Genomic DNA, 26,994 nt, shown 5'->3' on the forward strand with positions numbered 1-26,994 from the left:
GGACATGCCGGGTCGGGGTGTGCGGTGTCTCGCGTACGGAGCCGATGCGGGTCGCCTGCTCACCCTCGGCGGCTACGGAGGCGGCGCGTCCGGCGCCTCGGCCACGGGGCCGAGCAAGGCGCATCCGCCGTCCCTCGTGACGGTCCGCCGGGCGGCGGGGGCTGGGCCGTACCGGCAGCAGGCGTTGCCGGTGGTGCTCCTCGTCAGGTCGTGCAGACGTGCGTGCAGGAGGTCGGGAGCGCGATCAGGCCGCTGACGGTGCCGTCGGCCGCGGTGACGGGCACCTGGGTGACGTCGTGTTCGGCGAGGACGTACGCGACGTGCCGCAGGGTGTCGTCGTCGCGCACGGACAGCGCGTCCGACTCCGGCAGCGTGTCGACGGCGGCACGCTGCGCGCGGCCGGTCTGGGCCGACAGCAGGCGGGCGTGGGGGAGAACGCCGAGCAGCCGTCCGTCCGTTCCGGTCACCGGGTACAGGTGCTGGCCGCCTCCGTCCGCCGCGGCGATGTGACGCAGCGCCTCCTGGACGCTCTGGCCGGGACCCAGCCCCGTCGGTTCGGTGGTCATGACGTCGGCGGCGAAGAACGCCTCCAGCGGGTCGGTGGAGTACACGCTGCTGGACGCCTCGGGCCCGCTCGGCGCACCGGACGGGGCGCGGACCGTCGTACGCCTGGTGACGATATGTCTGGCCGGGGAGGCCGTCGCGGCCTGTGTGCCGCTCGCGGCCTCGGAGTTGATCTGGCCACGGCCGCGGTTCGACATGCGGCGCTGGTCGACCGTCTTCCCCCTCGGCATGGCGGGCCTGGTCAGCCTGCGGATGTCCCGCGTCTTCCACCTGGAGGTGGTGTGGGACCTCGGGCGCGCCGTGTCCTGGCCGGCCCTCGCCGTCTGGCTGGTCGTGGCGGCCGGAGCACTCCGGCACGTACGGAACATCGCCGGCGGCCACGACCGGCCCTCTACTTGATCGTCCACATGGTGAGCTTCGGTCCTCCGGCGGCGACGGTCCTGCCGTCCGGGCCGACGGCGACACAGCTGATCCGGTCCTGGGCGCCGGAGCGGAGAACGGTCGCGCTCTCGCGACGGGTGACGTCCCACAGCCTGACGGTGCCGTCGTCGAAACCACTCGCCAGGATGCCGTCCGGGCCGAACGCGACGCAGGTCGCGTCGGAACCGGGGGTGGTGAGGGCGCGGGTGGGTGAGCGGCGCGTGACGTCCCACAGCTGGAGCAGTCCGTCGTTCCGGAGGTTCGCCAGCGTCCTGCCGTCCGGGCTGAACGCCAGGGAGTTCACGTCGGTGTTGGCGTCGCTGAGGGTGGCGATCTTCGTGTGGGAGGACGAATCCCACAGCTGGAGCAGCCCGTCCTCGGCGGTGTTCCCCGGATTGCCGTTGCCGCTCGCGGTCGCCAGCAGGTCGCCGGAGGGGCTGAACGCCAGGGACTGGACCCAGTAGTCGGGGCCGGTGGTCAGCGTGGCCTCGCTCTTGCGCGCGTTCACGTCCCACAGCCGGACGCCCGCGCCGTCGTAGGTGGCGGCCAGCGTTCCGCCGGTGCGGTCGAACGCCACAATGGCGACCGCCGTGTTCCACTCCTCGGACTTTTCGAGGTAGGGGAGGGTGGTGGCGTTGCCCGTGGCGAGGTCCCACAGGTCGATCGTCCCGTCGCCGTTGGCGACCGCCAGGCGGGTCCCGTCCGGGCTGAACGCCGCCGACAGGGTGAAGGTGAATCTGGGGTTGTAGCCGGTGACCTGATCCAGCGGCTTCGGCCAGGGGTTGACGACCTGATGGGTGAAGGTCTTGGCCGGGCTCCTCGTGGTCACGTCCCACAGCCTCGCCTTACCGTCCTCGCCCGTACTGGCCAGGGTCCGGCCGTCCCGGCTGAACGTCACCGACCACACCGCCCCGTCGTGGAGCGTCACCGGTGGCCCGGGGCGGAGGACGTGCCCGGACCTGCCCGGTGTGGGAGCCGGATGGTCGCTCGCGTGCCCTCGGGACGAGTGCAGCAGGAACGCGGCGGGGGCGGCCGCGACGGCGGCGGCGCCCAGCCCGGCCACGATGACGTCGCGGCGGTTCGGACGCCACGGGCGCGCGCGTGCGGTTGGCGGTCTCTCCGAGCTCGACGTACGGGTATGGTCCGCGAGCTCACGGTCGTACTCGCCGATCATCGCGGTCACGGCGGGCGGGAGCCAGGCGCCGTCCGCTCCCGTGGGGGCCGCGAGCCGGTCCAGGATCAGGGGGAGACCAGGCCGTCTCGTGGGGTCCTTGGCCAGGCAGGCGGCGATCATCTCGGTGAGGTGGGCGGGGATCCCGCTCAGGTCGGGATCGTCGTGGACGACGCGGTACACGATCCCTTCGACCGTGCCCGTGCCGAAGGGGCCGCGTCCGGTCGCGGCGAACGTGAGCACCGAACCCAGCGCGAACACGTCGCTCGCCGGCCCCACCTGATGTCCCCGGGCCTGCTCGGGCGACATGAATCCCGGCGTGCCGACCACGGCGGTGGAGGCGTGAGTGGCGTCCAGGGCGCGGGCGATGCCGAAGTCGATGACGCGAGGGCCGTCGGCGGCGATGACGATGTTGGCCGGCTTGAGGTCGCGGTGCACCAGGCCCGCCGCGTGGATCGCGGTGAGTCCCTCCGCCAGACCCGCCCCCAGAACACCGACGGCGTGCGCCGGGAGCGGACCGAACGTCTGGACGGCCTGCTGGAGCGACGGGCCGGAGATGAAGGCCGTGACCAGCCACGGCGGATCGGCGGCGGGATCGGCGTCGACCACCTGGGCGGTGTAGAAGCCGCCGACCCTGCGGGCCGCGGCGACCTCCTCGGCGAACCGCCGGCGGAATCCCGCGTCGTCCGCCAGCTCCGGGCGTACGACCTTGACCGCGACCAGCCGGCCGCCACGGGAGCGGCCCAGGAAGACCTGACCCATCCCGCCACCGCCCAGCCGTCCCAGCAGACGGTACGTCCCCACCTGCTGAGGATCGCCGTTCCGCAAAGGCTTCATCGACAAGCGCCCTACCTCAAAAGAACATTGGCGTATGTGCGGCTCGCTGGAATTGTCGCAGAATCGGCGGCCTGCCGTCAGGGGTCGATCGAGCGGCGTGCGATGAGGGCGGCGTTGATGCGGGGCAGGTCCGCGGCGCGGGCCGGGGACAGGCCGATGAGCTGGGTGATGCGGCGGATGCGGTAGTCGACCGTGTTGGGGTGGACGTGCAGTGCGGTCGCGGTACGGCGCCGGTCGAGGTCCTGCTGGAGATAGGTCTCCAGCGTCTGAAGGAGCTCCGGCTTGGGTTCCAGCGGCCGCAGGAGGCAGGCGAGGGCGGTCAGCGCCTCGCCCGGCCGGCTGAGCTGGTAGTCGAGCAACACGTCGGCGAGCCGGTACAGGCCGGGCGTCCGGCCGGTCCGCGTCACCAGCTCCACGATCTCGGTGTTCTGCGCGACCGCGGCCGGCACGGCGCCCGGCTCGACGACGGACGCCGCGGCGGTGACGGGCACGTCGGCCGCCCGCGCGGCGCGGGCGACCAGCGCGCACAGGTCCTCCCAGGCCGGCGGGACGCCGACGGGCAGCAGGGCGGTGCCCCCTGAGCCGTCCAGCGCGGTCAGGGCGGGCTCGCCGGCGAACCGGTCGAACGTCGACTGCACCCGGCGGATCTTCCGTCGGGCGGCGACCCTGGTGCGGGACCCCGGGCGGCTCTCGTCCGGGTGGCGGCCCAGCGCGAGCGTCATCACCACGTAGAGCGGCGACGGCCGCGCGCCGGCCGGATACGAGGGCGGCGGGTCGCCCGCCAGCAGCGCCGCCATCAGCGAATGCCGGTCGCGATGCTGCTGGACGTCCAGCACCTGGCTCGTTTCCAGATATGCCGCGCTGACCTCGGACACCAGTCTCCGCTGGAATGCCAGCAAATGCGTCAGCGTCTCCTGCAGATCGGCCAGATCGGACGGTTCCGCCCCGGCCGAAATCTCATTCCAGCCCATTTCAGCGCCGAGAAGGTAGGCGCTGAGGATCGCGTCCAGCGGCACACCCTCCTCGGCCCGCTGCGCCGCCGAATCGCGCTGTACGGCGAACCGGTGGTCGTCGGCCTCGGCGCGGCGTTCGAGGACATCGGCGAACAGCCGCAGATTGTGCTGGACGATATCCGCGATATCGCCGGTGACCTCCTCGGCCGGCAGTTCGGCGTAGACCGGAAGGTCGGCGCGGAGCCGGTCGACCACCCGCCGGGTCAGGGACGGAACACGGGCCCGCAGGTAGCCGGCAACGGGCCGGCCCGCGATGCGCAGCGGCGGAGTTCCCTCATTGTGATCCGTCACAAAAGCTCCCGCGGAAGTCTGCCTTACTCACCAGTTAAAGGATCCGTTGTGAGTCTGCATGATGAGCGCAAAGCATTCCATGACTGCCGGGAGCCGCCATGTCCTCGCCCCCCGTCCACGGCGTTCGTCGCATTCTCACCGGTGCTCTCGGCGCCGCCGCCGCGGTGACCGCGACCATTGCCCTCGCCGCGCCACCCGCCTCCGCGGCCACGCCGAAGTACGTCGCGCTGGGCGATTCGATGGCCTCCGGGCCGCTCATTCCGAACATCACGGGAAATGTGGGCTGCGGGCGTTCCACGCACAACTACGCGCACGAACTGGCGGCTCAACTGGGCGCCGAACTGCACGACGTCACCTGCAGCGGGGCCGAGACGAAGCACATGACCGAGTCGCAGTCCCTCAGCGTCGCCGGTGTGTCCACCGGCACCGCGCCGCCGCAGTTCGACGCGTTGAGCGCGGACACCACCCTGGTGACCCTGACGATCGGCGGCAACGACGCCGGGCTCGTCGGCATCGCCGAGGACTGCGTCAACCTCGACCCGGCCGCGACCCCCTGCAAGGAGCGGTACACCGAGGGCGGCGTGGACCAGGTCGCCCAGCGCGTCGACGCGGCCGGGCCACGGATCGCCGCCGTGCTGGACGGGATCCACCAGCGTTCCCCGAAGGCGCGGGTGCTGGTGACCGGCTACGGCCTGTACGTCAAGCCGGGTGGCTGCTGGCCGCTCCAGCCCGTGCTGCCGGTGGACGCCGACTACCTGCAGGGCAACGTCCACCGGCTGAACGGCGTCATCGCGACCCAGGCCAGGGCCCACAACGCCGAGTACGTCGACGTGGAGACCCCGAGCGCCGGCCATGACGCCTGCCAGTCGGCCACGACGAAGTGGGTGGAGGGTTACGTGCCGGTCAACCCGGCCGCCCCGCTCCACCCGAACCAGCGGGGCGAGGCGAACTACGCCCGGATCATCGCCGACCACCTGGACTGACCGGCCGTCGGAGCGCGGCCGGGCCCGCTTGGTAGTCTGCGAGCGAGCCCGACCGTGCTCTCGGACGAGGGGTGCCGTACCCGACCAGCGACAAGACGGCACTGGTGGAGGCACCCCATGTCATGGATCGTGCTCGTGCTGTCCGGCGTCCTGGAGTCGGTGTGGGCCACGGCCCTGGACCGCTCGCACGGCTTCACCAAGCCGGCACCCGTCGTCGTCTTCGCCGTCGCGCTCGTGGCGAGCATGGCCGGCCTGGCGTACGCGATGCGCGCCCTGCCCGTCGGCACCTCCTACGCGGTCTGGGTGGGCATCGGGGCCGTGCTCACGGTGGCCTACGGAATGCTCACCGGCGCCGAGGCCGTTTCGCCGCTGAAACTCCTCTTCCTCGCCGGCATCGTCGGCTGCGTCGTCGGTCTGAAGGTCACGAACTGACCTCGCCCGGTCCGAGGTTGACCGATTCCCCGCTGCGGCAGTACCTTCCATTACGTTCCCGTTCCGTTTCGTAATCGGGAGGGTGATTTGTCCGGTGCGCGCGAAGCCGTACCCGCGCGGGGCAGGCCACGGGACGCTGCCCGTGACGCAGCGATCCTCGACGCGACGCTGCGACTCTTGGTCGAGGTCGGCTACGACCAACTGTCCATCGAGTCGGTCGCGGCCGAGGCCGGGGTGGGCAAGCCGACGGTCTACCGGCGCCACGCCGGCAAGGCCGCACTGGTGGCGGCGGCGGTCGAGCACCGAGTGACGAGCGTCCCGCCCGCCACCAAGACAAGCGATCTTCGTGAGGCCCTGCTGGAAACGGTGCGATGGTTGGCAGAGCAGATCGCCGGACAGGAGGTCGGGCTGCTCGGTGCCCTGTTCGCCGGCATGCGCGGCGACCCGGATCTCGCGGCGGAGATGCGGCGGATCCTGCGCCGTGACGAGGCGGCGATGACCGAACACCCGTTCCGCAGCGGGGTCGAGGGCGGCGAACACCTCGTGCCCCGAGCGGCCGAGCTGTTCGCCGAGATCTCCCCGGCGCTCATCGTGCACCGGCTCATCGTCGTCGGTGAGCCCTGCGATCAGAGCTTCGTCGAGCACGTCGTCGACGACATCCTTCTGCCGCTGCTCCGGCGCCGGTGATCGGGGCGAGAACCTCTCATCCGGTCCGGCGACCACCGAATCCAGGCGCCTCACCACACGGCCCGGTGTCAGGCGTCGACACACCAGAGGACGCAATCATGATCGTCATCACGGGCGCGACCGGCGCCCTCAACGGCGCCACCGTCGAGCACCTGCTCAAGCGCATTCCCGCGAACGAAATCGGCGTCAGCGTGCGCGACGTCGCCAAGGCACGGCACCTCGCCGACCGGGGGGTGCGGGTGCGGCGTGGCTCCTACGACGAACCGGCCGCGTTGCGTGAGTCGTTCGAGGGCGCCGACCAGGTGCTGCTCGTGTCCCAGAACGAGCCCGGCGGCGACGGGGCCGGCCTGCACCGCATGGCGATCGAGGCCGCGGTCGCGGCGGGCGCCCAGCGCATCCTGTACACCAGTCACCAGAATGTGCGCGGCGACAGCCCTTTCGCCCCGGCGCGTGAACACGCCGCCACCGAGGCGCTGCTCGCGAACTCGGGAGTCGCCTGGACCTCGCTGCGCAACGGTTTCTACGCCCACAGCCTCAACTGGCTGCTCGGCCCATGGCGGCAGACCGGAGTCATCGCCGCGCCGGCCGACGGCGCCGTCTCGTGGACGGACCGCGCCGACGAGGCCGAGGCCGCCGCGATCGTCCTGACCGGGCGACGCTCGTTCGACGGTCCCATCACGCTCACGGCACGCCGCGCCGTCACCTTCGACGACATCGCCGCGATCGCCTCCGAGCTCACCGGCCGCGACATCAAGCGAGTCGTCGTGGATGACGAGCAGTGGATCGCGGACCAGGTCGCGGCCGGCACACCCGAGTCCATGGCCCGCATGCTGCTGTCGTTCTTCCAGGCCGCGCGGAGTGGCCATTTCGCGGAAGCCGGCCCGCTTCTGGCCGAGCTTCTCGACAGGGAACCGCGCACGGTCGGCGACCTGCTCACCGACCGTGCCACCGCCTGAGTAGGACGTCCGTCGAATGGGCATCGGGGCCGTGCTCACGGTGCCCAAGGTCACGAACTGATGTATCAGGCGGGCGGAGATTCATGATCAGTTAGCCTGACGTAATGGGTCAAGGTCCCCGCTCGCCCGCGATCTGACGAGGTGCCGTGGACAGGCGTGTGAAGCAAGGCGTCGTCGGCGGGGTGCTTCTCCTCGGCGGTTTGATCACGTTCCTGGTGGGCTACTCCAAGGTCTCCGACGCCGAGGCGACCTGTCACGGTCACACCATGGGGTCCGACGACCAGTGCGTCGTCGTGTACTCCGATGGCCACACCGCCACGTACTCGCCGGATGAGCAGCTCGACCAGCAGCGCGGCAGGGGCCACAGAAACGAACTGGTCGGCGGCGTCCTGATGCTGTTCGGCGCCGGGGCACTGGTCTTCCTGGTCGACACCGAGGCCGCGGCCGATCGCCTCCGTCTCCGCTTCGGGGCGGCCGGCCGCGCTCACGCCGCGCAGACTCGCGCCGCGGAGGAACGCCTCGCCGACCTTTTGGGGCCGGCCGGTCCTGCTCACGCCGCACAGACTCGCGCCGGACGGGAACGCGTCGCCGACGTCGCTCGGCAGGAGCGCGCCGCCGAGCCGGAATGGACGGAGTTGCTGCCCAGGCTCGCCGCGAGCCGTGGACTGCGTCAGGTCGATCCCTCGGAACTCGATCTGCGGCGCCGTGTCGAGCCCGCCTTCGACCGGCTGTTCCGTGGTGCCCTGAGCCTCGACGGCGGCGTCGGCAGTGTCGTCGAGGGTGACTTGGGCGGCTTTCCGTGCATCGCGGTCAGCTCCCGCGTCGGTCCCGACGGCTCCCGTTCGGCGGGCTGTGTCCTCACTCTGCCGTCGAACCTGCCTCGGCTGCGGTACGAACGCGTCGACTCGGCCGGCGGGCTCCACCAGGACTACACGTCGCAGTCCGACGACCGGGAGTTCGCCGGCGGCCTGCTCAACCGCGAGACCCTCACCCTGCTGCGGCAGCGGGGGCTGCGGACCCTGGGCATCGAGGGATCGCTGCTGTTCGGCACCGTCGACGGGACCTCCGTGCGTACCGCCGAAGAGCTGGGACGGGCCTGGGACGCGCTGGCCGAGATCGCCCGCGTCCTGCCTCCGACCTGGCCGTAGTGCCCCGTCCGGCGGTGTCGGTTCAGCGTCCGCCGGGCGGCCGGCCGGATCGCAGGTCATCGATCAGGCCCCGCGACGCTCGTGTCAGTCGGAGAAGCTCCGCTGGGCGGCGCGGACCTGGGCGAGGCTGTCACGGAGCCCCTCGGCGTTGAAACGCCAGCGGGAGTCGAGACTGAAGCGACGCCCACGCTCGGTCCAGAACGCGAACGGCGAAACCGCGTCGGCACCGGCGGGAACGAACTTCAGCACCTCCTCCAGTGCGGCGGCGCCCGCGTCGAGATCGGCGTACGCCGCGCGGCGCTGGGCGTCGGTGAGGCCCGCCGGCGACTCCGGTATCCGGGCGAGGACGCCGTCGGCCATCTCCAGCCACTCGCCGGGATCCAGCAGCTCGGAAGGGCGGGAATCGCCGAAGCCCTGCTCGGGCGTGACCGCGGCGAACGGCTCGTCCGGTACGCGGAACACGAACTCGCGTACCGCCCCGCATCGCCCGCAGGCGCCCTCGTACCGGCGGGTCAGCGTGTCGTCGACGATCTCGGAGGCCGAGCGTTCCGGTTGAAAGCCCGTCATCCCGCAGGCCTCGCAAGGCTGCCGCGCCATGTACAGGTACGCCTCGGGGGCGCTGCGGGCCAGCCGGAGGCCCATCGGCTTCACTTCTCCCTCTGTTCCAGTTCGGACGACGCTCCGTCGGGGGCGAAGACGGTCATCCAGCGCGGGTGCAGCCGGTAGAAGACGACGTCGTCGTCCCAGTCGAAGGCGTCGTCGCGTAGAAGTCCTTGAAGTACGCGAGCAGGTCCGGCCAGTCCGCGGCCGGCTCGCCGTTCTCCGGATAGAGGATCTCCACCGTGCCGTGTGTGAACACGCCCAGGTCCTCGCCGCGCATGTGCGCGACGCTGGCGGCGGGGCGGGCGGCGAGGTGACGGGCCTTGGCGGCACTGCGCGCCGTGCCGAAGTGCCACCTGCCGTGCAGGAAGTGCCCGTCGGCGCCGCTGATCCGTGGCTCGCCCTTCGCCGTCACGGTGGACAGGGCGAGCGTGCACATGCCGGTGAGGACCTGCGTGAGCCCCTCCGCGGTCAGGGTGCGTTCGGCGTTGATGATCGAGCGGAGGTGGGCGGTGGAACGGGACAGAGAGGCGTCGAGCAGGGCTTGAAGCTCGTTGAGCTCTTCCGGCGTTTCGCGCATCGCGCCACTGTAGCCAGCGCCGGTCCGGCGGGTGCGAAGGTCACTCGCCGCCTGTCAGGTCGCGCTGGTACCAGGTGCCCGGCTTCCCGCCGAGCTCCGCCGGGTCGGCCGGCCCGACCGGGACGAACCCGGCGTTGGTCAGCACCCTTTGAGACGCGGTGTTGGCGAGGGAGGTGGCCGCCCTGAGGGTGCGCAGCCCGTGCCGCGCCGGCGCCAGCCGGCACAGCTCCCGTACGGTCGCGGTCGCCACACCGCGGCCGGCGACGTGCTGCGCGACCCGGTAGCCGAGTTCGGCGACGCCGTCCTCGGTGAAGATCAGGTTGAACCGGCCCAGGACCGTGCCGTCCTCGCCGACGAGCACGTAGAAGGCGCCGATGCCGGCCTGCTGCTCGGCCAGCAAGGCGCTGTGCCGCTCGGCGAACCGCTCGTAGAACTCGTCGCCGCGGTCAGAGATCGAGGCGGCGAAGTAGGCGCGGTTCGCCAGCTCGAAGGCCAGGACCGCCGGGGCATGGCCGGCATGCAGCCGCTCCAGTTCAGGCACCGCGCGACTCTACCCGTAGGCCACCGGGACACGGTGGATCTACTGGGCGGAACCGGGCTCTGCCGGCGCGGTCATGGGGCGGTCGACGTCGGCTCGCGTCTGGTCGGCGAGGCGGCGGTGGGCCTCCTCCCACGGGATCGGCAGCCGGTCCGCCGGCGCCTCCCAGAAGGTGAAGGCCGAGGTCTTCATGGTGGAGCGCAGCGCGGTCATGATGCCGCGGTGGGGCTCCGTACGCGCGTAGGAGTAAAGCGCGTCGCGGTGCACCCACCAGGACAGGGTGTAGAACGTGCGCTTCGACGGGTGGGCGATGAGGGACGCGCCCAGGGCTCCCGGCGCCGACCGCACCTGGCGCCACGCGGACAGCGACCTCAGGAAGAACCGCAGGGTGTCTCTGCGGGAACGGACCTCGAACCGCGAGGCCATGACGTACACCTGCGTGTCCGGCGAGGGCGGGTCCGGGACCGCCCAGCGAAGCGTCGGCATCGCGTCCTCCTCGTATTGGCGAGTGCCACTATCTAAGCTTGGATAGTAGCACTCTCCAATGAACCGGCCGGCCCTATGAACGTTGCGGGTCCATCCGCCGGACGACCCCACGCGCATGGCCCTGGTCGTGTTCGACCAGCTGGCGCTCTGCGCGGATTCACCGGAGGCGTGAGGGCGACGGACCCACCAACGGCGACCGGTCACAGATCGCCGCGGTGCCAGGCCTCGGCTTCGGTCTTCAGCGCGTTCTCGTCCGGCTTCGGCGGCCGGGCCTGGTCGATCCAGCGGAGCAGGTCCCGTGCGAGCCGGTCGGCGTCCGGTGGCCGTACGGTCCCGCGGGCGGGGAAGTGCCGGATGACGGGATCGTCCGCGTCGCAGCGGGCGCACAGAAGCACGTCGCTGACGCCGCGGACCCGGCCTCCGGACGCGTTCGTCCAGGTGTGGGGGAGACGCAGGATCGCGAGGACTTCGCCGACGCGACAGCGCGGGCACACTCCGATCATGACCCGCCGATCGCGTCCGCGCCGAGCAGCGCCTTGACGTCGCCGTAGAACGCCGGTTCCGGGATGATCTGGAACGGCAGGTCCACCAGCACGCTCTTCGCGCCGTGCCGGTGGACGCGCATGTGGACCGGCGCCCGGCCCGGATGGGTGGCGAGAATGCGCCGGAACTCCTCGACGAGCCGCGCGTTCAGCCGAGCCTCCTCGACCGAGATGACCACCGGCGGCTCGGCGCCGGCCGTGGAGACGTCCAGGACGGAGATCTCCTCCCCGTAGACGCTCACCGTCTCGTCGCGCACGTTGATCCGGCCCCGTACGGAGATCACACGGTCCTCGGCCAGTGCCTCGCCGTACAAGGTGTGGGTCTTGGGGAAGATCAGGCACTCCACCGCGGCGTCGTGGTCCTCGAGCGTGACGATCGCCCACGGGCTGCCCTGTTTGGTGACCTTGCGCTGCAGACCCGAGACGATCCCGGCCACCCGTACGTGGCCGTCCGTACGGCCGGCGGCCAGGAGCTCGGCGATCGTGGTGTCGCGGTGAGCCGCCAGGACGTGCTCGGCGCCGTCGAGGGGGTGGGACGAGACGTACAGGCCGAGCATCTCCCGTTCGAAGGCCAGGAGAGTGCTCTTGTCCCATTCCGCGTCCGGGATCGCGACCGAGAACGCGGCGGCGGAGTCGTCACCGGTCTCCTCGAACGCGCCGAAGAGGGAGTCCTGGCCGCTGGCCTCGTTGCGCTTGACGTCGATGATCGCGTCGATGGCCTGCTCGTGCACCATGACGAGGGCCTTGCGCCGGTGGCCGAGGCCGTCGAACGCGCCGGCCTTGGCCAGCGACTCGATGACGCGCTTGTTGCACACGACCGTCGGGACCTTGGCCAGGAAGTCGTCGAAGGACGTGTAGCCGCCCTTCTCCCGGCGGGTCGTGACGATCGCGTCGACGACGCCCGCGCCGACGTTGCGGACCGCGCCGAGCCCGAAGCGGATGTCCTTCCCGACCGCGGCGAAGTTCAGCACGCTCTCGTTGACGTCCGGCGGCAGCACCTTGATGCCGAGGCGGCGGCAGTCCGACAGGTAGACGGCCATCTTGTCCTTGTCGTCGCCGACCGAGGTGAGCAGCGCGGCGAGGTACTCGGCGGGATGGTTCGCCTTGAGGTAGGCCGTCCAGTACGACACGACGCCGTACCCGGCGGTGTGGGACTTGTTGAAGCCGTACCCGGAGAACGGGACGAGCACGTCCCAGACGGCCTTGACCGCCTCGTCGGAGAAGCCGCGTTCGCTCATGCCGGCGGAGAACTTGCCCCACTCGGCGTCCAGGACCTCTTTCTTCTTCTTGCCCATCGCGCGGCGCAGCATGTCGGCGCCGCCCAGGGAGTACCCGGCGAGCTGCTGGGCGATCGCCATGACCTGCTCCTGGAAGACCACCAGGTGGTAGGTGTCGCCCAGGATCGGTTCGAGGGCCTCCTCCAGCTCGGGGTGGATCGGCTCGACCTTCTGCTTCCCGGTCTTGCGGAGCGCGTAGTTGGTGTGGGCGTTCATCTCCATCGGCCCCGGCCGGTACAGGGCGTTGACCGCGGCGATGTCGGTGAACACCGTCGGCCGCATCAGCCGCAGCAGCACCCGCATCCCGCCGCTGTCGAGCTGGAAGACCCCGAGCGTGTCGCCGCGCGCCAGCAGTTCGTAGGTCCTCCGATCGTCGAGCGGGATCTCACGGATGTCGATCTCGATGCCCTTGTTCGCCCTGACGTTCGCGATCGCGTCGCCGATGACGGTGAGGTTCCGCAGGCCCAGGAAGTCCATCTTCAGCAGGCCCATCTCCTCGGCCTGCGTGAAGGGGAACCCGGTGATGACCGGGCCGTTCTGTTTCGGCTTCACCAGGGGGAGCACGTCGAGCAGCGGTTCGGACGACAGGATCACGCCCGCGGCGTGGATGCCGGTGCCGCGGGTCAGGCCCTCGACCCCCATGGCGGTGTCGACGACCCGTTTGACGTCGGGCTCCTCCTCGTACATCTTCCGCAGCTCGGCGGCCTCGCCGTGGCGCGGGTGCTTCTCGTCCTGGATGGCGGACAGCGGGATCTCCTTGCCGCCGACGGCGGCCGGGAACGCCTTGGTGATCCGGTCACCGAGCGCGTACGGGTAGCCGAGCACGCGGCAGGCGTCCTTCACCGCGGCCTTCGCCTTGATCGTGCCGAAGGTGACGATCTGGCACACCCGGTCGTCCCCGTACTTCGCGGTGACGTAGTCGATCATCTCGTCGCGCCGGCGGTCGTCGAAGTCCAGGTCGACGTCGGGCATCGTGATGCGCTCGGGGTTCAAGAAGCGTTCGAAGATCAGCTTGTGCTCGATCGGGTCGAGCTCGGTGATGCCCGTGCAGTAGGCGACCATCGACCCGGTCGCGGACCCGCGGCCCGGGCCCAGGCCGATGCCGTTCGCGCGGGCGTACCGGCAGATGTCGGCGACGACGAGGAAGTACCCGGGGAAGCCCATGTCGTCGATCACGGACAGCTCGTAGTCGATGCGCTCCAGGGTCTCCCGCGGCGGCTCGCCCGCGTAACGGCGCCGCGCTCCCTCCAAGGTCTCCTTCCGCAGCCACGACGACTCGGTCTCGCCCTCGGGGACCGGGAACTTCGGCATCAGGTCCCGGTGCGCGAACACCTCGCCGTAGTCGCCGACGCGCTCGGCGATGAGCAGCGTGTTGTCGCACGCGCCGGGGACCTCCGCGTCCCACAGCGCCCGCATCTCCTCGGCGGTCTTGATGAAGTAGCCGGTCCCGGAGAACCGGAACCGGTTCTGGTCGGCGAGCCGCTTGCCGGTGCCGATGCACAGGAGCGCGTCGTGCGCCTCCGCCTGGTTCTCGGTCACGTAGTGGGAGTCGTTCGTGGCCAGGGGCGGCAGGTTCAGCTCTCTCGCGAGGCGGAGCAGGTCGTCGCGGACCCGGCGTTCGATGGCGAGCCCGTGGTCCATCAGCTCCAGGAAGTAGTTCTCCCTGCCGAAGATGTCCCGGTACGTGGCGGCGGTCGCGACGGCCTCGTCGTACTGGCCGAGCCGGAGCCGGGTCTGCACCGCGCCGGAGGGGCAGCCGGTCGTGGCGATGATCCCCGTGCCGTGCTCGGCGAGCAGTTCGTCGTCCATCCGCGGGTACTTCTGCACGTGGCCTTCGAGCCAGGCGCGCGACTGGAGCCGGAACAGGTTCCGCAGGCCCTCGGCGTCGGCGGCCCACATCGTCATGTGCGTGTACAGGCCGCGGCCGGAGACGTCACCGCCCTCGCCGGTCCGGTCATCGGACCGGCGCAGCGCGAGGTTGTCGCTGTAGTACACCGGCTCGCGGTGGTACCGCGACGCCGGGGCGACGTAGCTCTCGATGCCGATGATCGGCTTGATCCCCGCCTTGCCCGCCGCCCGGTGGAACTCGTACGCGCCGTGCACGTTGCCGTGGTCGCTCATCGCCACCGCGGGCATTCCCCGCCGCGCCACCTCGTCCATCAACAGCCCGACCTTGGCGGCGCCGTCGAGCATGCTGTACTCGGTGTGCACGTGGAGGTGCACGAAGGATCGCACCGGCGACCACGCCCCCTGGTTGTAGGCTCACTCGCGAACCCGAGCATTCGACCCGAGGGCTGGCGCAGTTGTCCAACAATCGACACGCCGATCTTTCACAACCATCGGTTGTGGGGCAGGGTGGGGCGGACCTGGATCTTGCCGCGGTCCGCGCCTTCGTCACCGTCACCGAGGACCGTTACTTCAGTGAGGCCGCGGCCCGGCTGGGGATCAGCCAGCAGGCCATCTCCAAGCGCATCGCCAAGCTCGAATCCGACCTCGGCGTCCGGCTGTTCGCGCGCTCGCGCACCGGGGCCCACCTCACCGAGACCGGCACGGCGTTCCTTCCCCACGCGCGCGCCCTCGTCAACATCGCCGACCAGGCACTCGAGATGCTGCACGGCCGGCGCCGCGCGCTCCGGGTCGACGTCCTCGACACCCGGCTGGCCTCCATCGACCTGATCCGGGCGTTCCACGACACGGCCGAGGACGTGGACATCCAGATCATCACGTCCAACGGGTTCAGGTCGGCGCGCGAGGCGCTCATCCGCGGATCGGTGGACGCCGCCTTCTGCCGGGTGGGCGCGGGGCTGGAGGAGGAGCTCGTGGCCGCGCCGGTGTACCTGGAGCCGCTGCACCTCCTCGTCGGCCGCGACCACCCGCTCGCCGGCCTGACCCGGGTGGAGATCGCGCGGCTGTCCGGCACCACCGTCTGGATGCCCGGCAACGTCGCCGGGAGCGAGTGGGCCGAGTACTACGACTTCCTCGGCGCCGATTTCGGCATCCGGATGGACACCTCCGGACCGGACTTCGGCTGGGAGCACTTCGTCGCGGAGGTCGTCTCCGGCCGAGGGGCGAGCTTCATCGGCGAGGGGACGCGGGTGCCCTGGCACCCGGACGCCGTCCGGCTCCCCGTCGTCGACCCCGTGCCCGTCTACCCGTTCTTGCTGCTCCGGCACCGCCACAACCGGCACCCGGCCCTGGAGCTGCTCACCCGCCACGTCGCGGCCCACCACGTGCCGCTGGACCCGCGGCACCAGTGGCTCCCCGCCCCCGACCGCGCCGCCTTCGCGAGCTAGGGGCGCAGGTCGCGTACGTGAGCGAGCACCTCGGCCACCCCGATCAGGGTCATGCACTCGCCCTGGATCCGCCGGTGGCAGCGCAGGTAGCACGGGGAACAGCCGAGCCGGGGCCCCACCATCCGGTCGGTCTCGGAGAGTTCCAGCTCCCGGTGCGGCATCGGGCCGGCCAGGGCCACCAGCGGACGGCTCTGGGCCGCCGCCGCGTGCAGCGCGAGACTGTCGGCGGTCACCACGACGTCGGCCGCGCCGAGGATCGCCATGAACTCGCCGACGTCCATGTCGTCGACGAGCCTGATCCACGGTGACGGATTCCCGGCGAGCAGCGACGCGACCTGGTCGCGGATGTCGTGGTCCTCAGGGCCGGCCAGGACGACCACCGCGGCGTCGTCGGCGGCCAGGCCGGCGGCCAGGTCCGCCCACGCCTGCGGGGTCCAGCGCTTGAGGCGGCCCTTGAGGCTCGACCCGATGTTCAGCGCGACCAGGTCGCGGTCGTGCTCGCCGAACAGCCCGTCCAGGCGGGCCCGCGCGGCGCCGACGGCCTCATCGGCGAGGACGAGGTCGTAGCGGGGCGTGGCGTGGTCCAGCCCGACGGTCTCCAGCAGGATCCGCTGCATCGTCGCCGTGTTGTTCCGGCGCCACGCGTCGTGGATCTGCAGCCGCTGGAGGTGGTACGCGTGCTCCGAGGCCGGCTGGAACCGGTCCTGCGCGTTGAGCGTGAGCCCGCCGACGCTACGCGCCGTCCGTACGATCTCCCGAGCGGCGTCGCCGGTCTCGAAGTTGAGCACGACGTCGAGGCCGCGCACGACGTCGTGCGGGACGCCGCCGGTCTCGATGTCGACCGGCCGCACGCCGGGGATGTGGCCCACCACCTCGGCGCCGCGCCGATGGGTGAACCAGAGCACCTCGGCCCGCGGATTGAGCTCGCGCAGCGCCTTGACGACGGCGCTCGTCCGCACGTGGCTGCCGAGTCCGCCCATCTCCACCACGCCGACGCGACGCGCGTGCGCGAGTTCGGCGGGATCGTAGGGGCGCTGGTGCGACAGGTCGAGCACGGCGGGAGCCGGCCGGTGGTGGGCGCAGCCCCCGCAGTCGGCCAGCCCGAGCTCCCGCTGCACCCCGCACGGCTTGTACCCCACCCAGTCCTCGCAGTCCGGCCGGATGGTGAGCTCCGGCGCTACCCGGACGCCGTCCGGAACGGCCGGATGCGCGGTGGCCACCTCGGCCCCGTGCCGGGGTACGTCCGGCGGCGCGCCGTCACCCGGCGCGTGCGGGTGACCGTTGAGCAGCGCGGCGATACGGGAGCCGGCGTGCTCCGCGAGGGCGGGACCCGTCCCGGACCGGACCTCGGCCGCCGGGCGTCCGGTGAGCGTCCGTTCCCGCGGCTCGGCGGGCTCGGCCGCGATGCGTGTTCCCGTGCCGGTGTCCGGGCTCTTTTCGGCGGCGTCTTCGCGGGGAGCCTCAATGGCGTCGTACGGCGTCCTGGGCCCGGCACCGGTCTCCCGGCGCGGCGCCGGTCCGGCGCGGCCGGCGTCCGGCCGTGGCGGTGGCGAGATCGTGAGGTGCTCCGGGCCGTCCTTTCCGGCCGGAGAGGAGACCGTGTCGCGGACGTTCAGCACCGTGCCGTCGACGACCTTCGGCAGAGGATCTTCCGGGCGAGCCGCTCGGTCCGCGCCGGCGAGGTCCGTCTCGGGACCGGCGGCGGGCAGATCGTGGTCGTGCACACCCAGCTCGGCGGGGATGACGCGCTCGCCGCTCCTCAAGGCGTGCACGGCCTCGGCGTGGATGCCCATGCCGACGCCCATCAGCAGGTCCTTGCCCCAGGCGATCTCGTCCCAGTGCACCGTGCCGTCGTGCTCGATCGCGTTTCCGGCGACGTCGGTGGCGATGTTGACGGCGCCGCCCACTCCGGCATGGGTGACCAGGCGACCCGGCACCGTGCCGGTCAGCAGCGCGGACAGGGTGCCGCCGTTCACCGCGGCCCGGCTCAGCAACCGGTAGATCACGCCGGTGGCCCCGCCGGCGAAGGCGCCCAGGCCCGCGGCCTTCCCGAGGGCCGCCCAGTCCAGGCGGTCCTGCAGTCCGTAGTCGATCCGGGTGAGCTGACGTACCAGGTCGAGGCCGCCGACGTAGCTCACCCCCGCGGCCGCCGCGCGGGCCTCCGCGCCGCGGAGCACCGCCAGCAGCCGCACCCCCACCGTCCTGGTCTCGGCCACGGCGGTGACCAGGTAGACCGGGCCCTGGGGTGTCGCGGCGACCAGCCGGACGACCGCCCAGAGCGCGGCCAGGTAGGAGATGGACGTGGCGAACTGGCTTTCGGCGGCGGCTATCTCGGTTCCCATGTACCGGCAGTAACCGGCGAGCCCGCGGTACGCCGCGGCGGCGTCCTCCAGGAATCCGCCGCCGTTGCGGGACAGCCGCGCGAATGATTCGCCGAACGCCTCGATCTCGCGCCCGGCGTTGTCCGCGGAGATCCTCCGCGCATGGTCGCCCGCCGTCCCGGTCACCTCGTCGACGGCGTCGGCCATGCGGTCGAACGCCCGGGCCACCGACTCCATCCCGGCCGCGTCCCCGGCCGGTCTGCGGCAGCCGGCGACCATCTCCTCCAGGAGCGGTTCGATCTCCTCGTACCAGGGCGGCGGGGGATCCTTCCGGACGAGCGTGTCCGTCTCCGGCCCCGCCACCCGGCGCAGGGCTTCCAGGGCCGGGCTCCCGCCGGTGGTGTTCAACCGGAACCGCGGATGGTCCCCGGACTCGGCTCCCGCCCAGGTCCGGGCCATGCGTACCGCTCGTACGGCGTGACCTCTCAGGGCCAGCGCGAGCTGCGCCGTTCCGTCCAGCAACTCGTCGCGCGCCTGGCGGAAACCGATCGAGCCCGGGGCCCCGTCGAAGAACGCGCGGCCCAGGTCGTCGTCGCCCCACGGGGCTCCCGACCGGTTCAGCGCCCGGATCAGGTCGAGCAGAGCCGCCGACAGTTCCCCGCCCGCGTCATCGATGCCCGCCGCGGCCGTCGCGATCCGCCCCGGATGAATCTCCACATACTCGGAAGTGGCAGCCACCACCGAACGCCCCCTGCGATCCCCGAAAGGCCGGGAATCCCCGCCCGGCCAGGCGACGCCGTCCCCACGGCGCCGCCCCTTTCCTTCCTACGAGCGTGCGGATGCAGGAGCAAACAATATGAAAAACGTCGAATCATTGGCGCGCGGCCGCGCGGACCGCCCTATGCGGTCGCCGGTCCGCCGACCTCGTCGGTCAGCGCGAGCAGTGCGCCGAGGTTGGGTATCTTGGCGGCTTCCCACCTGAACCAGTTGAGCCGTTTTCCACGGCGCCGGACGACGACATCGCCATTGGGCATGAGAATGCCCTGCCCGCTCGTGATCTTCAGCTCTTCGAACTCGGCCCAGGGGAGCAGTTTCTTGCGGTCCTTGCGGATGCCATCGGGCTCGATGGCGAGTGGACCGAAGGTGACCGGCTCACCCCGGCCGAGCGCGGCGCGCATTGCCGGAAGCTGGACGGCCGTCACCAGAGGATTCACGATCCGGCCGAAGTCCTCCAGGCCGCACTGTTCGTTGCCGAGGATGTTCGCCCTGGCGTCCGCGCGATATTGGTTGCCGTCGCCGCACACGAAGAGATACTGGTAACGCACGTACTTGGGCACGTTTCCGCTGGTGACCCGGGTCACCGACTGGATGAGCATCGTGACGTCGCTCCACCGGAAGGCGTGCGCCTGGTTCTGCTCGGCCGGCAGGAAGACACTGCCCTCTTCGAAGACGTGGACGACCAGGAACTGCCTTCCCCGCTCCGTCACCGGGAAGACCCTCACCAGATCTCCGAGCGCCGCGCGGGCCGCCGCATTGGCGACGTGTGACGGCAACGGCGTTTCGCCTGCCATATGGACCAACCTCGCTCGATGTGAACCGGTGGCATCATTCCACGCACCGTGAGGGGTCACAAGCGAAATGTGCCGACATTACAGCACGCGTTTATCCGCGTTCCACGAATGAGCGCGAAGGCCCGGCCATCCTCGACGTGACTACTTTCTGTCCTCCGTTACGCACGTACGGCGACCGGGAAGATCGATTCAGGCGATGCCGGCCGCCGAGAAGAGGCCGGTCGCATTTTCGCCGTTCATCACAATTACGCGAGGAGCAGAGAAATGTCCGTACGTGGTGTCATGGTTCCCGTGGTCTCGGCCGCCGTCGCGAGTCTGTTCCTCGCCGCGCCGGCGACCGCCTCGTCCCACGCCGCCGCCGGGTTCGTGGTCAGCCGGGCGCAGTTCGACCAGATGTTCCCCGGCCGCAATCCGTTCTACTCGTACCAGGGCCTGATCGACGCGCTGGGCGCCTACCCCGGCTTCGCGAGGACCGGTGGCGACGCGACCAGGAAGCGCGAGGCGGCGGCGTTCCTCGCCAACGTCGCGCACGAGACCGGTGGCCTGAGATACGTCGTCGAGCAGAACACCGCGAACTACGGCCACTACTGCGACAAGAGCCTGCCCTACGGCTGTCCGGCGGGGGCGCGGGCCTACTACGGGCGCGGCCCGCTGCAGCTGAGCTGGAACTTCAACTACAAGGCCGCCGGCGACGCACTGCACGTCGACCTGCTGCACGACCCGTACCGGGTGGAGCGGGACGCGGCCGTCTCCTGGAAGACCGGCCTGTGGTTCTGGAACGCCCAGCGGGGCGCCGGCACGATGACCCCGCACGACGCGATGGTGCGCAACAAGGGCTTCGGCGAGACGATCCGCAGCATCAACGGCGACCTGGAGTGCAACGGCAAGAACCCCGGCCAGCGTCGGCATCGCATCGACCTCTACCAGCGGTTCGCCGGTATCCTCGGCACCGGAGCCGGTGGCGACCTGTCCTGCTGAGGCTCACGCGGGTCCGGTGAGGAGGTCGACGGTGGCCGGGTCCACGCCGGCGCCGGGAGCGATGGAGGCTGCCGTGCGCAGCGTCGTGACCAGCGCGTCCGCTGCCAGCCGGACGAGGTCGGCCCGGTCGACGTCGTGGTGGCGGATGTGGTCGATGATGAGTTCGTCGAGGTAGCCGACCCAGCCGCGCATGGCGGCGCGAAGCAGCGGATGGACGGGCCCGTCGACGCCGAGGGCGTGGAGGACGCGTACGGCGCCCTGCCAGCGGAGGTCCTCGACGATGGCGCGGACCTCGGGGTCCGAGCCGTTGCCGGCGCGCATGAGGGCGAGGAATCCCGCGGCCCGGTGGTCCATGTACGCGATGTGCCGGTCGATGGCGTTCCGCAGCTGTTCGGCCGGACCGTCGCCCTCGGGCGGCGTCGCCTGGACGGCCTGGAGGTCTTCGGCCGCCGCGTGGATGGTGGCGAGGTAGAGGCCGCGTTTGTTGCCGAAGTGGTGGGCGATGAGCCCGTACGCGACGCCCGCCCGTGCGGCGATCTCGGTGGTCGTCACCTCGTCGTAGGCGCGTTCGGAGAACAGCTGGGAGGCGGCCCGGATGAGCCGGCCGCGCCGGTCGGTGTGCCGTGCCTCGGACCGAGGGGAGCCCATGCCGTTTCTCCCTCCTTGACCGGTCGGACCGGCCGGGTTAGGTTGCCGACTGATTGATTATCAGTCAACCACAGGGAGGCCGCCGTGACGGACAGGGTGAGCGGCGTGCCGATCCTGCTCACCGGAGCCTCCAGCGGGATCGGCCGGGCGCTGGCGTTCGCGCTGGCCGAGCGCGGTGGGCGGCTGGCGATCGCGGCTCGTCGCCGGACGGCCCTGGACGAGGTGGCCGATCAGGTGGAGAGCGCGGGCGGGATCCGGCCGCACGTGATCGAGGCCGACCTGTCGCGTCCCGGCGCCGCCGCCGCGCTGGCCGGCGAGGCGACCGCCGCGCTGGGCACCGTGCGGATGCTGGTCAACAACGCCGGAGCCGGGATGGTGGCCGCGCAGGCCGCCGCCGGCGACGACGACCGGGCGCGGGCGCTGTTCGAGACCAACCTGTGGTCGCCGCTCGCGCTGACCCGGCACCTTCTCCCGTCCCTGCGCGCCGGCGGCGGGCTGGTGGTGAACGTGACCTCCACCCTGCAGGCCGTGCCGATCCCGTTGCTGGGCTACTACGGCGCATCCAAGGCCGCGCTGGCACACCTCACCCGTACGCTGCGGCACGAACTGGCGGGCAGCGGGGTCTCGGTGCTGGAGATCGTGCCGGGCGCCACCGACACCGCCGCCCGCGACCTCGATCTGCTGCCCTGGCGCAACGGGCCGATGCGCACCCCGCCGCCGGTCTCCCCGGAAGCGGCGGCCACGGCGATCGTCAAGGCCATTGAACGGAACACGCGACGCCGCGTTTATCCGGCGACGTCGCTGCTGCCACTTGAAATACCGGCTTTCGGGCGATTCATCGCCCGACTCGTGACGCGCCGGGTGGATCCTCTCGCATGGGAACAGGCTCCCTGAACAGGGGTTACATCGGGAATTAATCAGGAGTTACACCGGAAACCGTACGGTCCCCTCCGGGCCCCGCCGATCGCGGCGGGACTTTGTTCACCTGTTCCTCGCTTCCCGGAAGTGGGTTCGAATGCCCAGTCTCAAACGTAAGGCCCTTGCGGTCGCCGCCACCGTCGCGGCCGGTCTCTGCCTTCCCGTGTCGCAGGCGCACGCGGACGACCTGATCCCCATCGGCGCCGGTTCGGGAATCATCCAGCAGCTGAAGCAGGTCGACGGTGGTGGCTACAACGAGGAGGTCTGCACACTCACGGCGGTGGGTCACGATGCCGCCGGAGACCTGGTGGGGTTCACCAACGCCCACTGCTTCCTCGACTCCGACGGAAACAAGCTGGTGGGAGGCAAGGTCTACTACGACACCACCCCCGCCGGTACGGCCGCCGCGCCGGCCGCGATCCCCGACCCGCGGGACTCGTTGAAGATCGGGCCGATCGGCACCGTGACCTACGTCAGTGACCCGAACAACCTGCTCACGATCGGTAAGCCCCACGGTCTGGACTACGCGGTCATCAAGCTGGACCCGACGAAGGTGAAGGCCACCGACACGGTCACCAGCTCGACGGGCACCGCGAAGATCACGTCGATCGGAGACGTTCCCGCGCTCGGCACCCGGATGTGCAAGCAGGGCCACCGGACGAGCGTGACCTGCGGCGCCACTCTTGTGAAGGACGGGCAGTACTACACGACCCTCATCTGGACCTGGGCCGGCGACTCCGGCTCCCCGGTGTACAACGGCAACGTCCTGGTGGGCAGCGACTGGGGCGCCCAGCACTTCACGCCCTTCACGAGCATCCTCAAAGACCTGAACTCCCGCGGCGGCGTCGGCGCCGGCTTCCACGTGGGCTGAGAGTAAGGCGAAACGCGGTCGCGGCGGCCGAGGCCGCCGCGACCACGGCCAGGGGCGGCGTCAGAGGTGCTGGAAGGTGACCTCGGGATAAGCCGGTGACGGCCGGTCGAGCAGTGGTCGCCGCTCGCCGTTGAGGGTCAGGTCGAAGAAGGCGCCGACGTAGGTGCGGACGATCCGCACCGAGCGCTGCGGGGAGAGCCCGGACACGGGCAGGCCCGCCCAGGCGGACAGGACGGGCAGGTCGGTGAAGCTGCCGTGGTCCGTGCCGGTGACGGTCAGCCAGCGTTTCCAGCCGTCGAGACTCGTCCAGCCGCTGTCCCAGGTGTCGTCGTCGCCCGGGCTGTGCTCCGCCTGGGTGCCGACCAGAAGGAACGGGCGGCGGCCCAGGCCGGTGGCGGGGACCGGTGCGAAGAAGGTGCCGTCCATGTTCACTCCGGCCCGTACCCGGTGGTCCGCGGCCATGGTCGTCATGGCGGCGTCACCGCCGATGGAGTGCCCGGCCATGCCGATCCGCCTCGCGTCGACCATGCGGGCGTACGGCCAGGGAGAGTGGCGGCGGGTCAGCTCGTCGAGCACGAAGGAGATGTCCCGGGCCCGGCTCTTCGCGATGGCCGAGACCCCGCCGGCGGGCGGTTTGTCGCAGATGGTGCAGGCCAGGGTGCGCCCGTCGGGGAAGGTCGTGCCGGAGGACTCGTAGGTGTGGTCGACCAGCGCGACGACGTATCCCCGGCTGGACAGGTCCTCGGCGAGGCTCGTGAGGGTGGCGCGCGGGAACGAGAGGCCGGGAGAGAGCACGACCAACGGGAATCGGCCTTGCGCCGGCCGCGCGTCGGTGTGCGCCCAGGTGCGGGTGTCGCTGAGCGCCTGGGGCGGGATGTCGGCGCCCGGAGCCTTCTCCCGCAGGAACAGCCGGGCCTCGTCGGCGGTCATGTACGGGGCGGGCCCACCGGTCCGCGGGCGGGCCGGGTAGTACATCGACACCATGAGCTGCCGCGGGCCCGCGTCCGGCACCCAGGGGTCGGGGCGATGGGCGTCGGTGAGGCGCAGCGTGGTGCGGCCGGCCGCGTGCGGGCCCGTCGGCCGGGGCAGTTCCGGGAACTCGGTCGCGGACGCGGCGGTCACGGTGGACGCCGCCTGACGCGCCGGTGAGGCGGGTGCGCAGGCCGCCGCCGCGAGGGCGAGGCACGCCGCCGGCACGGCGACGAGCAGTCGTGACGACCGGGCCCGGCCGCGCGGCCCGGCCAGGATCCGCCCGGCCGGACGGTCGGTGAATTCTCGTGTCATGAGGGTTCCTGTCGTGATTCAGCTGGTACGACGGCGGATGAGCCAGACGGCGAAGGCGCCGAGCAGCACGGTGAGCACGACCATCCAGCCGGTCTCGATGAACTGGAAGGGCCAGAACCGACCGGCGGGGTGGTAGCTCGTCAGCAGGGAGTAGTGCCGTTCCTGCAGCCAGCTCCGGAACGCCCCCGGCGGCACCTCGGCGTTCGGATCGGGGAGCTGGTGCAGGAACCGCAGGTACAGGTCGTGGGCCTGCCCGCCGGTCAGGCCGCGCCCGGTGGAGTCGCGATAGGTGGTGTCGAGCACCCAGTCGTGGGCGCCCGGTGCGCCGGTCGTGGTCAGCGGCGTCATGTAGTACCGGCGGAGTCCGAAGACGGTGACGAAGACGAGAGCGAACGAGCCGGTGAAGGTGACGGCGACGGCCGCGACGGTACGGCGGACGAGCACTCCGGCGAGGACGCCGATGGCGAAGGCCAGGAGCGTGTGAACGGGGAAGAGGACCCCGGTGAACTCGAAGCGCAGGTAATTGTTGAACCCGGTGGGCAGAACGTGCTCATAGGGCGCGATCCACCAGGTGTAGAGGGGGCCGTAGGCGGCGGTCACGGCGAACAGCGCGGCGCCGATGACAAGCAGCCTGGTGACGATCCAGCGGGTACGGCCCGCGCCCTGGGTCCAGGCGAACCGGTAGGTGCCGGTCTCCAGCTCCCGTGCCACCAGCGGCCCCCCGACGAAGGCCCCGAACGCCGCGGGCAGTGCCAGCAGGAACAGCAGCAGGAACAGCGGCGGATAGGAGGAGGTGAAGGCGCGACCGAGCGGCTGGCACGTTCCGGTCGTGAAGGACCGGCACGCGTTCAGGCCGAGCCGGTCATAGTACGAGCGGGCCCGCAGTCCGGTCACCAGGACGGCGGTGCCGTACGAGGCCAACAGCGCCAGCAATCCGTAGGTGGCGGCCCGGTGCTGACGCCAGATCACCCAGACCTGACCGAACCTGGGCAGCGAGGCCCTGCGGCGCATGTCCATCGTCGTCATGAGAGGCCGGATCCCGTCGGCTCGTGGGGGACGCGTGCGGGGCCCGGCAGTGCGGAGGCGGCCGGTTCGCGCATGTAGGTCAGCACCATCTCTTCCAGGGCGACGGGATGCCGTCGCCAGCCCGGCGGGACGGCGGCCGGATCGCCGGTGCGGATGAGCAGATGCGCCTGGGCGGAGGTGCGACGGTCGCGGACGACCGGGAACCGCCGGGCGACGTCGTCGGCTTCTTCGGCGGGCCCGACCAGCACGTGGTGTTCGGCCGTCAGGGTCTCGACCTCGCCGGACACCTGCACCCGTCCGTCCTGGAGCACCACCAGGTAGTCACAGACCCGCTCCAGCTCGGCGACGACGTGGGAGGAGAACACGACCGAGACGCCGTCCTCGGTCACCGCCGCCATCAGCGCCGCCATGAACTCGTGCCGGGCCAGCGGGTCCAGGGCGGAGAGCGGCTCGTCCAGGATCAGCAACCGCGGGCGCTTGGCGAGCGCCAGGGTGAGCGCCACCTGGGACCGCTGACCACCGGAGAGTTCGCCGACCTTCTTCCGCACCGGGATGCCCAGTTCCTTCAGCCGGTCGTGCGCGCGCTCGGCGTCCCAGCGCCGGTTCATCCCGCGCCCCATGCGCAGCATGTCGGCGACCGACACGTTGCGGTAGAGCGCCGCGTCCTGGGCGACGAAGGCGACCGTGTCCAGCGCGGCGGCCGATCCGGCAGGCGTGCCGCCCAGTACCCGGATCTCACCGGCGGTGGGGGTGGCCAGGCCCACGGCCAGGCTCAGCAGGGTGGTCTTGCCCGCGCCGTTCGGTCCGACCAGACCGACCACGTGCCCCGCCGGGATCGCCAGTGAGCAGTCCCGCAGGGCCCAGGTACGTCCGTAGCGCTTCCCGAGCCCGGCCGTCTCGATCGCGGCGCTCACGCGCTGACCTCCGCGCGCCCGCCGTCCTCGTCGTCGGTCCGCCCGTCGTGGCCCTGGCGCAGTTCGTGGAGCGCGGCGGTGAACAGCGCGGCCATGCCCTCCTCGTCCACCCCGGCTTCGCTCGCCGTGCGCATCCAGGCCAGCATGCTCTTGCGCAACGCCGCCTGCTCGCGCAGCCCGACCACATCCGGCGCCCCTGAGACGAACGTGCCCAGTCCTCGCCGTCCGGCCACCAGGCCGCGGTGCTCCAGCTCCCGGTAGGCCTTCAGCACGGTGTTCGGATTGATCGCCAGCCCGGCGACGACGTCCTTCACCCGAGGCAGTTGGTCGCCCTCGCGCAGGTATCCCAGTCGCAGTGCCTGCTCCACCTGCTGGACCAGCTGGAGATAGGTCGGGACCCCCGACCCGGGATCGAGCCGGAACTCGATCGGCGACGGAGAAGCTTTATCTACATCCATAGTTATTGAGTTAAAGGGTTATGGGTCATCGCTGTCAAGCCGGCCGCCGCTGCGCCAGAACACACGAAAGCCCGGAGGCGTCCTCGCCTCCGGGCTTCCCCGCGGGTCTCACATGCGCCAGATCTTGATCTCGCGCCGGAGCGCGGGCAGTTCGTGGATGACCATGCCGACGACACCGGCGACGACG

The 26,994-nt window shown here is 71.1% G+C and carries 27 protein-coding genes and 1 riboswitch; of the genes, 11 read left to right on the top strand and 16 right to left on the bottom strand.

Annotation, left to right across the window (positions count from 1 at the left end; translation table 11 throughout):
- Positions 1 to 203 precede the first annotated feature (203 nt).
- Entirely contained in the window at positions 204 to 611 is a 408-nt protein-coding gene (locus ACQEV1_RS07890; RefSeq protein WP_433392649.1) for a CBS domain-containing protein, read from the bottom strand.
- Here ACQEV1_RS07890 and ACQEV1_RS07895 point away from each other — a divergent pair.
- Positions 565 to 963 carry a hypothetical protein gene (locus ACQEV1_RS07895; protein WP_433392651.1) on the top strand — a complete coding sequence of 133 codons (399 nt, stop codon included), beginning with the start codon at positions 565 to 567 and terminating at the stop codon, positions 961 to 963. The genes ACQEV1_RS07890 and ACQEV1_RS07895 overlap by 47 nt on opposite strands.
- Here the strand turns inward: ACQEV1_RS07895 and ACQEV1_RS07900 are convergent.
- On the bottom strand, positions 956 to 2,959 hold the full coding sequence (locus tag ACQEV1_RS07900; protein ID WP_433392653.1) for a WD40 repeat domain-containing serine/threonine protein kinase: 2,004 nt from the start codon (positions 2,957 to 2,959) through the stop codon (positions 956 to 958). The genes ACQEV1_RS07895 and ACQEV1_RS07900 overlap by 8 nt on opposite strands.
- A 110-nt stretch (positions 2,960 to 3,069) precedes the next feature.
- Positions 3,070 to 4,296 (bottom strand): PucR family transcriptional regulator, encoded by a 1,227-nt coding sequence (locus ACQEV1_RS07905; protein ID WP_285621657.1) that lies wholly within the window; start codon positions 4,294 to 4,296, stop codon positions 3,070 to 3,072.
- A gap of 98 nt (positions 4,297 to 4,394) precedes the next feature.
- Between ACQEV1_RS07905 and ACQEV1_RS07910 the strand changes: the two genes are divergently transcribed.
- The 5 genes from ACQEV1_RS07910 (at position 4,395) to ACQEV1_RS07930 (ending at position 8,502) form a co-directional block, all read left to right on the top strand.
- Positions 4,395 to 5,279 carry an SGNH/GDSL hydrolase family protein gene (locus tag ACQEV1_RS07910; RefSeq protein WP_433392655.1) on the top strand — a complete coding sequence of 295 codons (885 nt, stop codon included), beginning with the start codon at positions 4,395 to 4,397 and terminating at the stop codon, positions 5,277 to 5,279.
- A gap of 41 nt (positions 5,280 to 5,320) precedes the next feature.
- A riboswitch (guanidine-III (ykkC-III) riboswitch) is annotated at positions 5,321 to 5,384 on the top strand.
- Positions 5,385 to 5,396: 12 nt separating this feature from the next.
- Entirely contained in the window at positions 5,397 to 5,711 is a 315-nt protein-coding gene (locus ACQEV1_RS07915; RefSeq protein WP_433392657.1) for a DMT family transporter, read from the top strand.
- 87 nt (positions 5,712 to 5,798) lie between these two features.
- Positions 5,799 to 6,398, top strand: a complete 600-nt coding sequence (locus ACQEV1_RS07920) for a TetR/AcrR family transcriptional regulator (protein WP_433392659.1) — start codon at positions 5,799 to 5,801, stop codon at positions 6,396 to 6,398.
- A 98-nt stretch (positions 6,399 to 6,496) separates the two neighbouring features.
- Entirely contained in the window at positions 6,497 to 7,354 is an 858-nt protein-coding gene (locus ACQEV1_RS07925) for an NAD(P)H-binding protein (protein ID WP_433392661.1), read from the top strand.
- 146 nt (positions 7,355 to 7,500) lie between these two features.
- Positions 7,501 to 8,502 (top strand): hypothetical protein, encoded by a 1,002-nt coding sequence (locus ACQEV1_RS07930; RefSeq protein WP_433392663.1) that lies wholly within the window; start codon positions 7,501 to 7,503, stop codon positions 8,500 to 8,502.
- A gap of 84 nt (positions 8,503 to 8,586) precedes the next feature.
- Here ACQEV1_RS07930 and ACQEV1_RS07935 read toward each other — a convergent pair whose 3' ends face one another.
- Genes ACQEV1_RS07935 through ACQEV1_RS07950 form a run of 4 tightly spaced genes read right to left on the bottom strand, consistent with a single transcriptional unit; the run spans position 8,587 to position 10,706 of the window.
- The gene (locus tag ACQEV1_RS07935; RefSeq protein WP_433405855.1) at positions 8,587 to 9,144 is read right to left on the bottom strand and encodes a hypothetical protein; all 558 of its coding nucleotides are present in this window, start codon (positions 9,142 to 9,144) and stop codon (positions 8,587 to 8,589) included.
- Positions 9,145 to 9,202: 58 nt separating this feature from the next.
- On the bottom strand, positions 9,203 to 9,682 hold the full coding sequence (locus tag ACQEV1_RS07940) for a pyridoxamine 5'-phosphate oxidase family protein (RefSeq protein WP_433392665.1): 480 nt from the start codon (positions 9,680 to 9,682) through the stop codon (positions 9,203 to 9,205).
- A gap of 40 nt (positions 9,683 to 9,722) precedes the next feature.
- The gene (locus ACQEV1_RS07945) at positions 9,723 to 10,223 is read right to left on the bottom strand and encodes a GNAT family N-acetyltransferase (protein ID WP_285621638.1); all 501 of its coding nucleotides are present in this window, start codon (positions 10,221 to 10,223) and stop codon (positions 9,723 to 9,725) included.
- A 39-nt stretch (positions 10,224 to 10,262) separates the two neighbouring features.
- Positions 10,263 to 10,706: a hypothetical protein gene (locus ACQEV1_RS07950; RefSeq protein ID WP_433392668.1), complete on the bottom strand. Its 444-nt coding sequence runs from the start codon at positions 10,704 to 10,706 to the stop codon at positions 10,263 to 10,265.
- An 82-nt stretch (positions 10,707 to 10,788) separates the two neighbouring features.
- Between ACQEV1_RS07950 and ACQEV1_RS07955 the strand changes: the two genes are divergently transcribed.
- Positions 10,789 to 10,878 carry a hypothetical protein gene (locus ACQEV1_RS07955; RefSeq protein WP_432705568.1) on the top strand — a complete coding sequence of 30 codons (90 nt, stop codon included), beginning with the start codon at positions 10,789 to 10,791 and terminating at the stop codon, positions 10,876 to 10,878.
- Positions 10,879 to 10,906: 28 nt separating this feature from the next.
- On the opposite strand, the gene ACQEV1_RS07960 is transcribed toward ACQEV1_RS07955, so the two are convergent.
- Positions 10,907 to 11,209, bottom strand: a complete 303-nt coding sequence (locus ACQEV1_RS07960) for a DUF6300 family protein (RefSeq protein WP_433392670.1) — start codon at positions 11,207 to 11,209, stop codon at positions 10,907 to 10,909.
- The gene (gene dnaE, locus ACQEV1_RS07965; protein WP_433392672.1) at positions 11,206 to 14,760 is read right to left on the bottom strand and encodes a DNA polymerase III subunit alpha; all 3,555 of its coding nucleotides are present in this window, start codon (positions 14,758 to 14,760) and stop codon (positions 11,206 to 11,208) included. The genes ACQEV1_RS07960 and dnaE overlap by 4 nt, the downstream gene beginning before the upstream one ends.
- A 110-nt stretch (positions 14,761 to 14,870) precedes the next feature.
- On the opposite strand from dnaE, the gene ACQEV1_RS07970 reads away from it, so the two are divergent.
- Positions 14,871 to 15,818 (top strand): LysR family transcriptional regulator, encoded by a 948-nt coding sequence (locus ACQEV1_RS07970; protein WP_433392674.1) that lies wholly within the window; start codon positions 14,871 to 14,873, stop codon positions 15,816 to 15,818.
- On the opposite strand, the gene ACQEV1_RS07975 is transcribed toward ACQEV1_RS07970, so the two are convergent.
- Together ACQEV1_RS07975 and ACQEV1_RS07980 are read right to left on the bottom strand one after the other, a co-directional pair.
- Positions 15,815 to 18,856 (bottom strand): glycosyltransferase family 9 protein, encoded by a 3,042-nt coding sequence (locus ACQEV1_RS07975; RefSeq protein ID WP_433392676.1) that lies wholly within the window; start codon positions 18,854 to 18,856, stop codon positions 15,815 to 15,817. The two genes, ACQEV1_RS07970 and ACQEV1_RS07975, sit on opposite strands and share 4 nt — an antisense overlap.
- A 182-nt stretch (positions 18,857 to 19,038) precedes the next feature.
- Positions 19,039 to 19,770 (bottom strand): DUF6585 family protein, encoded by a 732-nt coding sequence (locus tag ACQEV1_RS07980; RefSeq protein WP_433392678.1) that lies wholly within the window; start codon positions 19,768 to 19,770, stop codon positions 19,039 to 19,041.
- A gap of 204 nt (positions 19,771 to 19,974) precedes the next feature.
- Here ACQEV1_RS07980 and ACQEV1_RS07985 point away from each other — a divergent pair, with 204 nt between their 5' ends.
- Positions 19,975 to 20,688 carry a chitinase gene (locus tag ACQEV1_RS07985; protein ID WP_285621623.1) on the top strand — a complete coding sequence of 238 codons (714 nt, stop codon included), beginning with the start codon at positions 19,975 to 19,977 and terminating at the stop codon, positions 20,686 to 20,688.
- 3 nt (positions 20,689 to 20,691) lie between these two features.
- Here ACQEV1_RS07985 and ACQEV1_RS07990 read toward each other — a convergent pair whose 3' ends face one another.
- Positions 20,692 to 21,336 (bottom strand): TetR/AcrR family transcriptional regulator, encoded by a 645-nt coding sequence (locus ACQEV1_RS07990; protein ID WP_285621620.1) that lies wholly within the window; start codon positions 21,334 to 21,336, stop codon positions 20,692 to 20,694.
- Between the two features lie 84 nt (positions 21,337 to 21,420).
- Here ACQEV1_RS07990 and ACQEV1_RS07995 point away from each other — a divergent pair, with 84 nt between their 5' ends.
- Positions 21,421 to 22,230, top strand: coding sequence for an SDR family NAD(P)-dependent oxidoreductase (locus ACQEV1_RS07995; protein WP_433392681.1), 810 nt, complete (start codon positions 21,421 to 21,423; stop codon positions 22,228 to 22,230).
- Positions 22,231 to 22,351: 121 nt separating this feature from the next.
- Positions 22,352 to 23,125 carry a hypothetical protein gene (locus tag ACQEV1_RS08000; protein WP_433392683.1) on the top strand — a complete coding sequence of 258 codons (774 nt, stop codon included), beginning with the start codon at positions 22,352 to 22,354 and terminating at the stop codon, positions 23,123 to 23,125.
- A 60-nt stretch (positions 23,126 to 23,185) separates the two neighbouring features.
- Here the strand turns inward: ACQEV1_RS08000 and ACQEV1_RS08005 are convergent, their stop codons facing one another.
- From ACQEV1_RS08005 to ACQEV1_RS08020, 4 genes are read right to left on the bottom strand one after another with little or no spacing between them, the layout of a single operon-like run.
- Complete coding sequence (locus ACQEV1_RS08005) at positions 23,186 to 24,409, bottom strand: alpha/beta hydrolase family protein (protein ID WP_433392685.1); 1,224 nt, start codon at positions 24,407 to 24,409, stop codon at positions 23,186 to 23,188.
- 18 nt (positions 24,410 to 24,427) lie between these two features.
- The gene (locus ACQEV1_RS08010) at positions 24,428 to 25,435 is read right to left on the bottom strand and encodes a hypothetical protein (protein ID WP_433392687.1); all 1,008 of its coding nucleotides are present in this window, start codon (positions 25,433 to 25,435) and stop codon (positions 24,428 to 24,430) included.
- Positions 25,432 to 26,349: an ABC transporter ATP-binding protein gene (locus ACQEV1_RS08015; RefSeq protein ID WP_433392689.1), complete on the bottom strand. Its 918-nt coding sequence runs from the start codon at positions 26,347 to 26,349 to the stop codon at positions 25,432 to 25,434. The genes ACQEV1_RS08010 and ACQEV1_RS08015 overlap by 4 nt, the downstream gene beginning before the upstream one ends.
- Positions 26,346 to 26,807 carry a GntR family transcriptional regulator gene (locus tag ACQEV1_RS08020; RefSeq protein WP_433392691.1) on the bottom strand — a complete coding sequence of 154 codons (462 nt, stop codon included), beginning with the start codon at positions 26,805 to 26,807 and terminating at the stop codon, positions 26,346 to 26,348. Before ACQEV1_RS08020 ends, ACQEV1_RS08015 begins: the two co-directional genes overlap by 4 nt.
- Between the last annotated feature and the right edge of the window lie 187 nt (positions 26,808 to 26,994).

Origin of the sequence: Actinoallomurus sp. CA-142502 (assembly GCF_050936355.1) — a bacterium.
Classification (GTDB): domain Bacteria; phylum Actinomycetota; class Actinomycetes; order Streptosporangiales; family Streptosporangiaceae; genus Actinoallomurus; species Actinoallomurus iriomotensis.

Bases quoted from the DNA above. Each gene is read 5' to 3' on its own strand.
- ACQEV1_RS07895 (WP_433392651.1), top strand. From the start codon at position 565: ATGACGTCGGCGGCGAAGAACGCCTCCAGCGGGTCGGTGGAGTACACG.
- ACQEV1_RS07910 (WP_433392655.1), top strand. From the start codon at position 4,395: ATGTCCTCGCCCCCCGTCCACGGCGTTCGTCGCATTCTCACCGGTGCT.
- ACQEV1_RS07915 (WP_433392657.1), top strand. From the start codon at position 5,397: ATGTCATGGATCGTGCTCGTGCTGTCCGGCGTCCTGGAGTCGGTGTGG.
- ACQEV1_RS07925 (WP_433392661.1), top strand. From the start codon at position 6,497: ATGATCGTCATCACGGGCGCGACCGGCGCCCTCAACGGCGCCACCGTC.
- ACQEV1_RS07935 (WP_433405855.1), bottom strand. From the start codon at position 9,144: ATGGGCCTCCGGCTGGCCCGCAGCGCCCCCGAGGCGTACCTGTACATG.
- ACQEV1_RS07940 (WP_433392665.1), bottom strand. From the start codon at position 9,682: ATGCGCGAAACGCCGGAAGAGCTCAACGAGCTTCAAGCCCTGCTCGAC.
- ACQEV1_RS07950 (WP_433392668.1), bottom strand. From the start codon at position 10,706: ATGCCGACGCTTCGCTGGGCGGTCCCGGACCCGCCCTCGCCGGACACG.
- ACQEV1_RS07960 (WP_433392670.1), bottom strand. From the start codon at position 11,209: ATGATCGGAGTGTGCCCGCGCTGTCGCGTCGGCGAAGTCCTCGCGATC.
- ACQEV1_RS07985 (WP_285621623.1), top strand. From the start codon at position 19,975: ATGTCCGTACGTGGTGTCATGGTTCCCGTGGTCTCGGCCGCCGTCGCG.
- ACQEV1_RS07990 (WP_285621620.1), bottom strand. From the start codon at position 21,336: ATGGGCTCCCCTCGGTCCGAGGCACGGCACACCGACCGGCGCGGCCGG.
- ACQEV1_RS08000 (WP_433392683.1), top strand. From the start codon at position 22,352: ATGCCCAGTCTCAAACGTAAGGCCCTTGCGGTCGCCGCCACCGTCGCG.
- ACQEV1_RS08005 (WP_433392685.1), bottom strand. From the start codon at position 24,409: ATGACACGAGAATTCACCGACCGTCCGGCCGGGCGGATCCTGGCCGGG.
- ACQEV1_RS08010 (WP_433392687.1), bottom strand. From the start codon at position 25,435: ATGACGACGATGGACATGCGCCGCAGGGCCTCGCTGCCCAGGTTCGGT.
- ACQEV1_RS08020 (WP_433392691.1), bottom strand. From the start codon at position 26,807: ATGGATGTAGATAAAGCTTCTCCGTCGCCGATCGAGTTCCGGCTCGAT.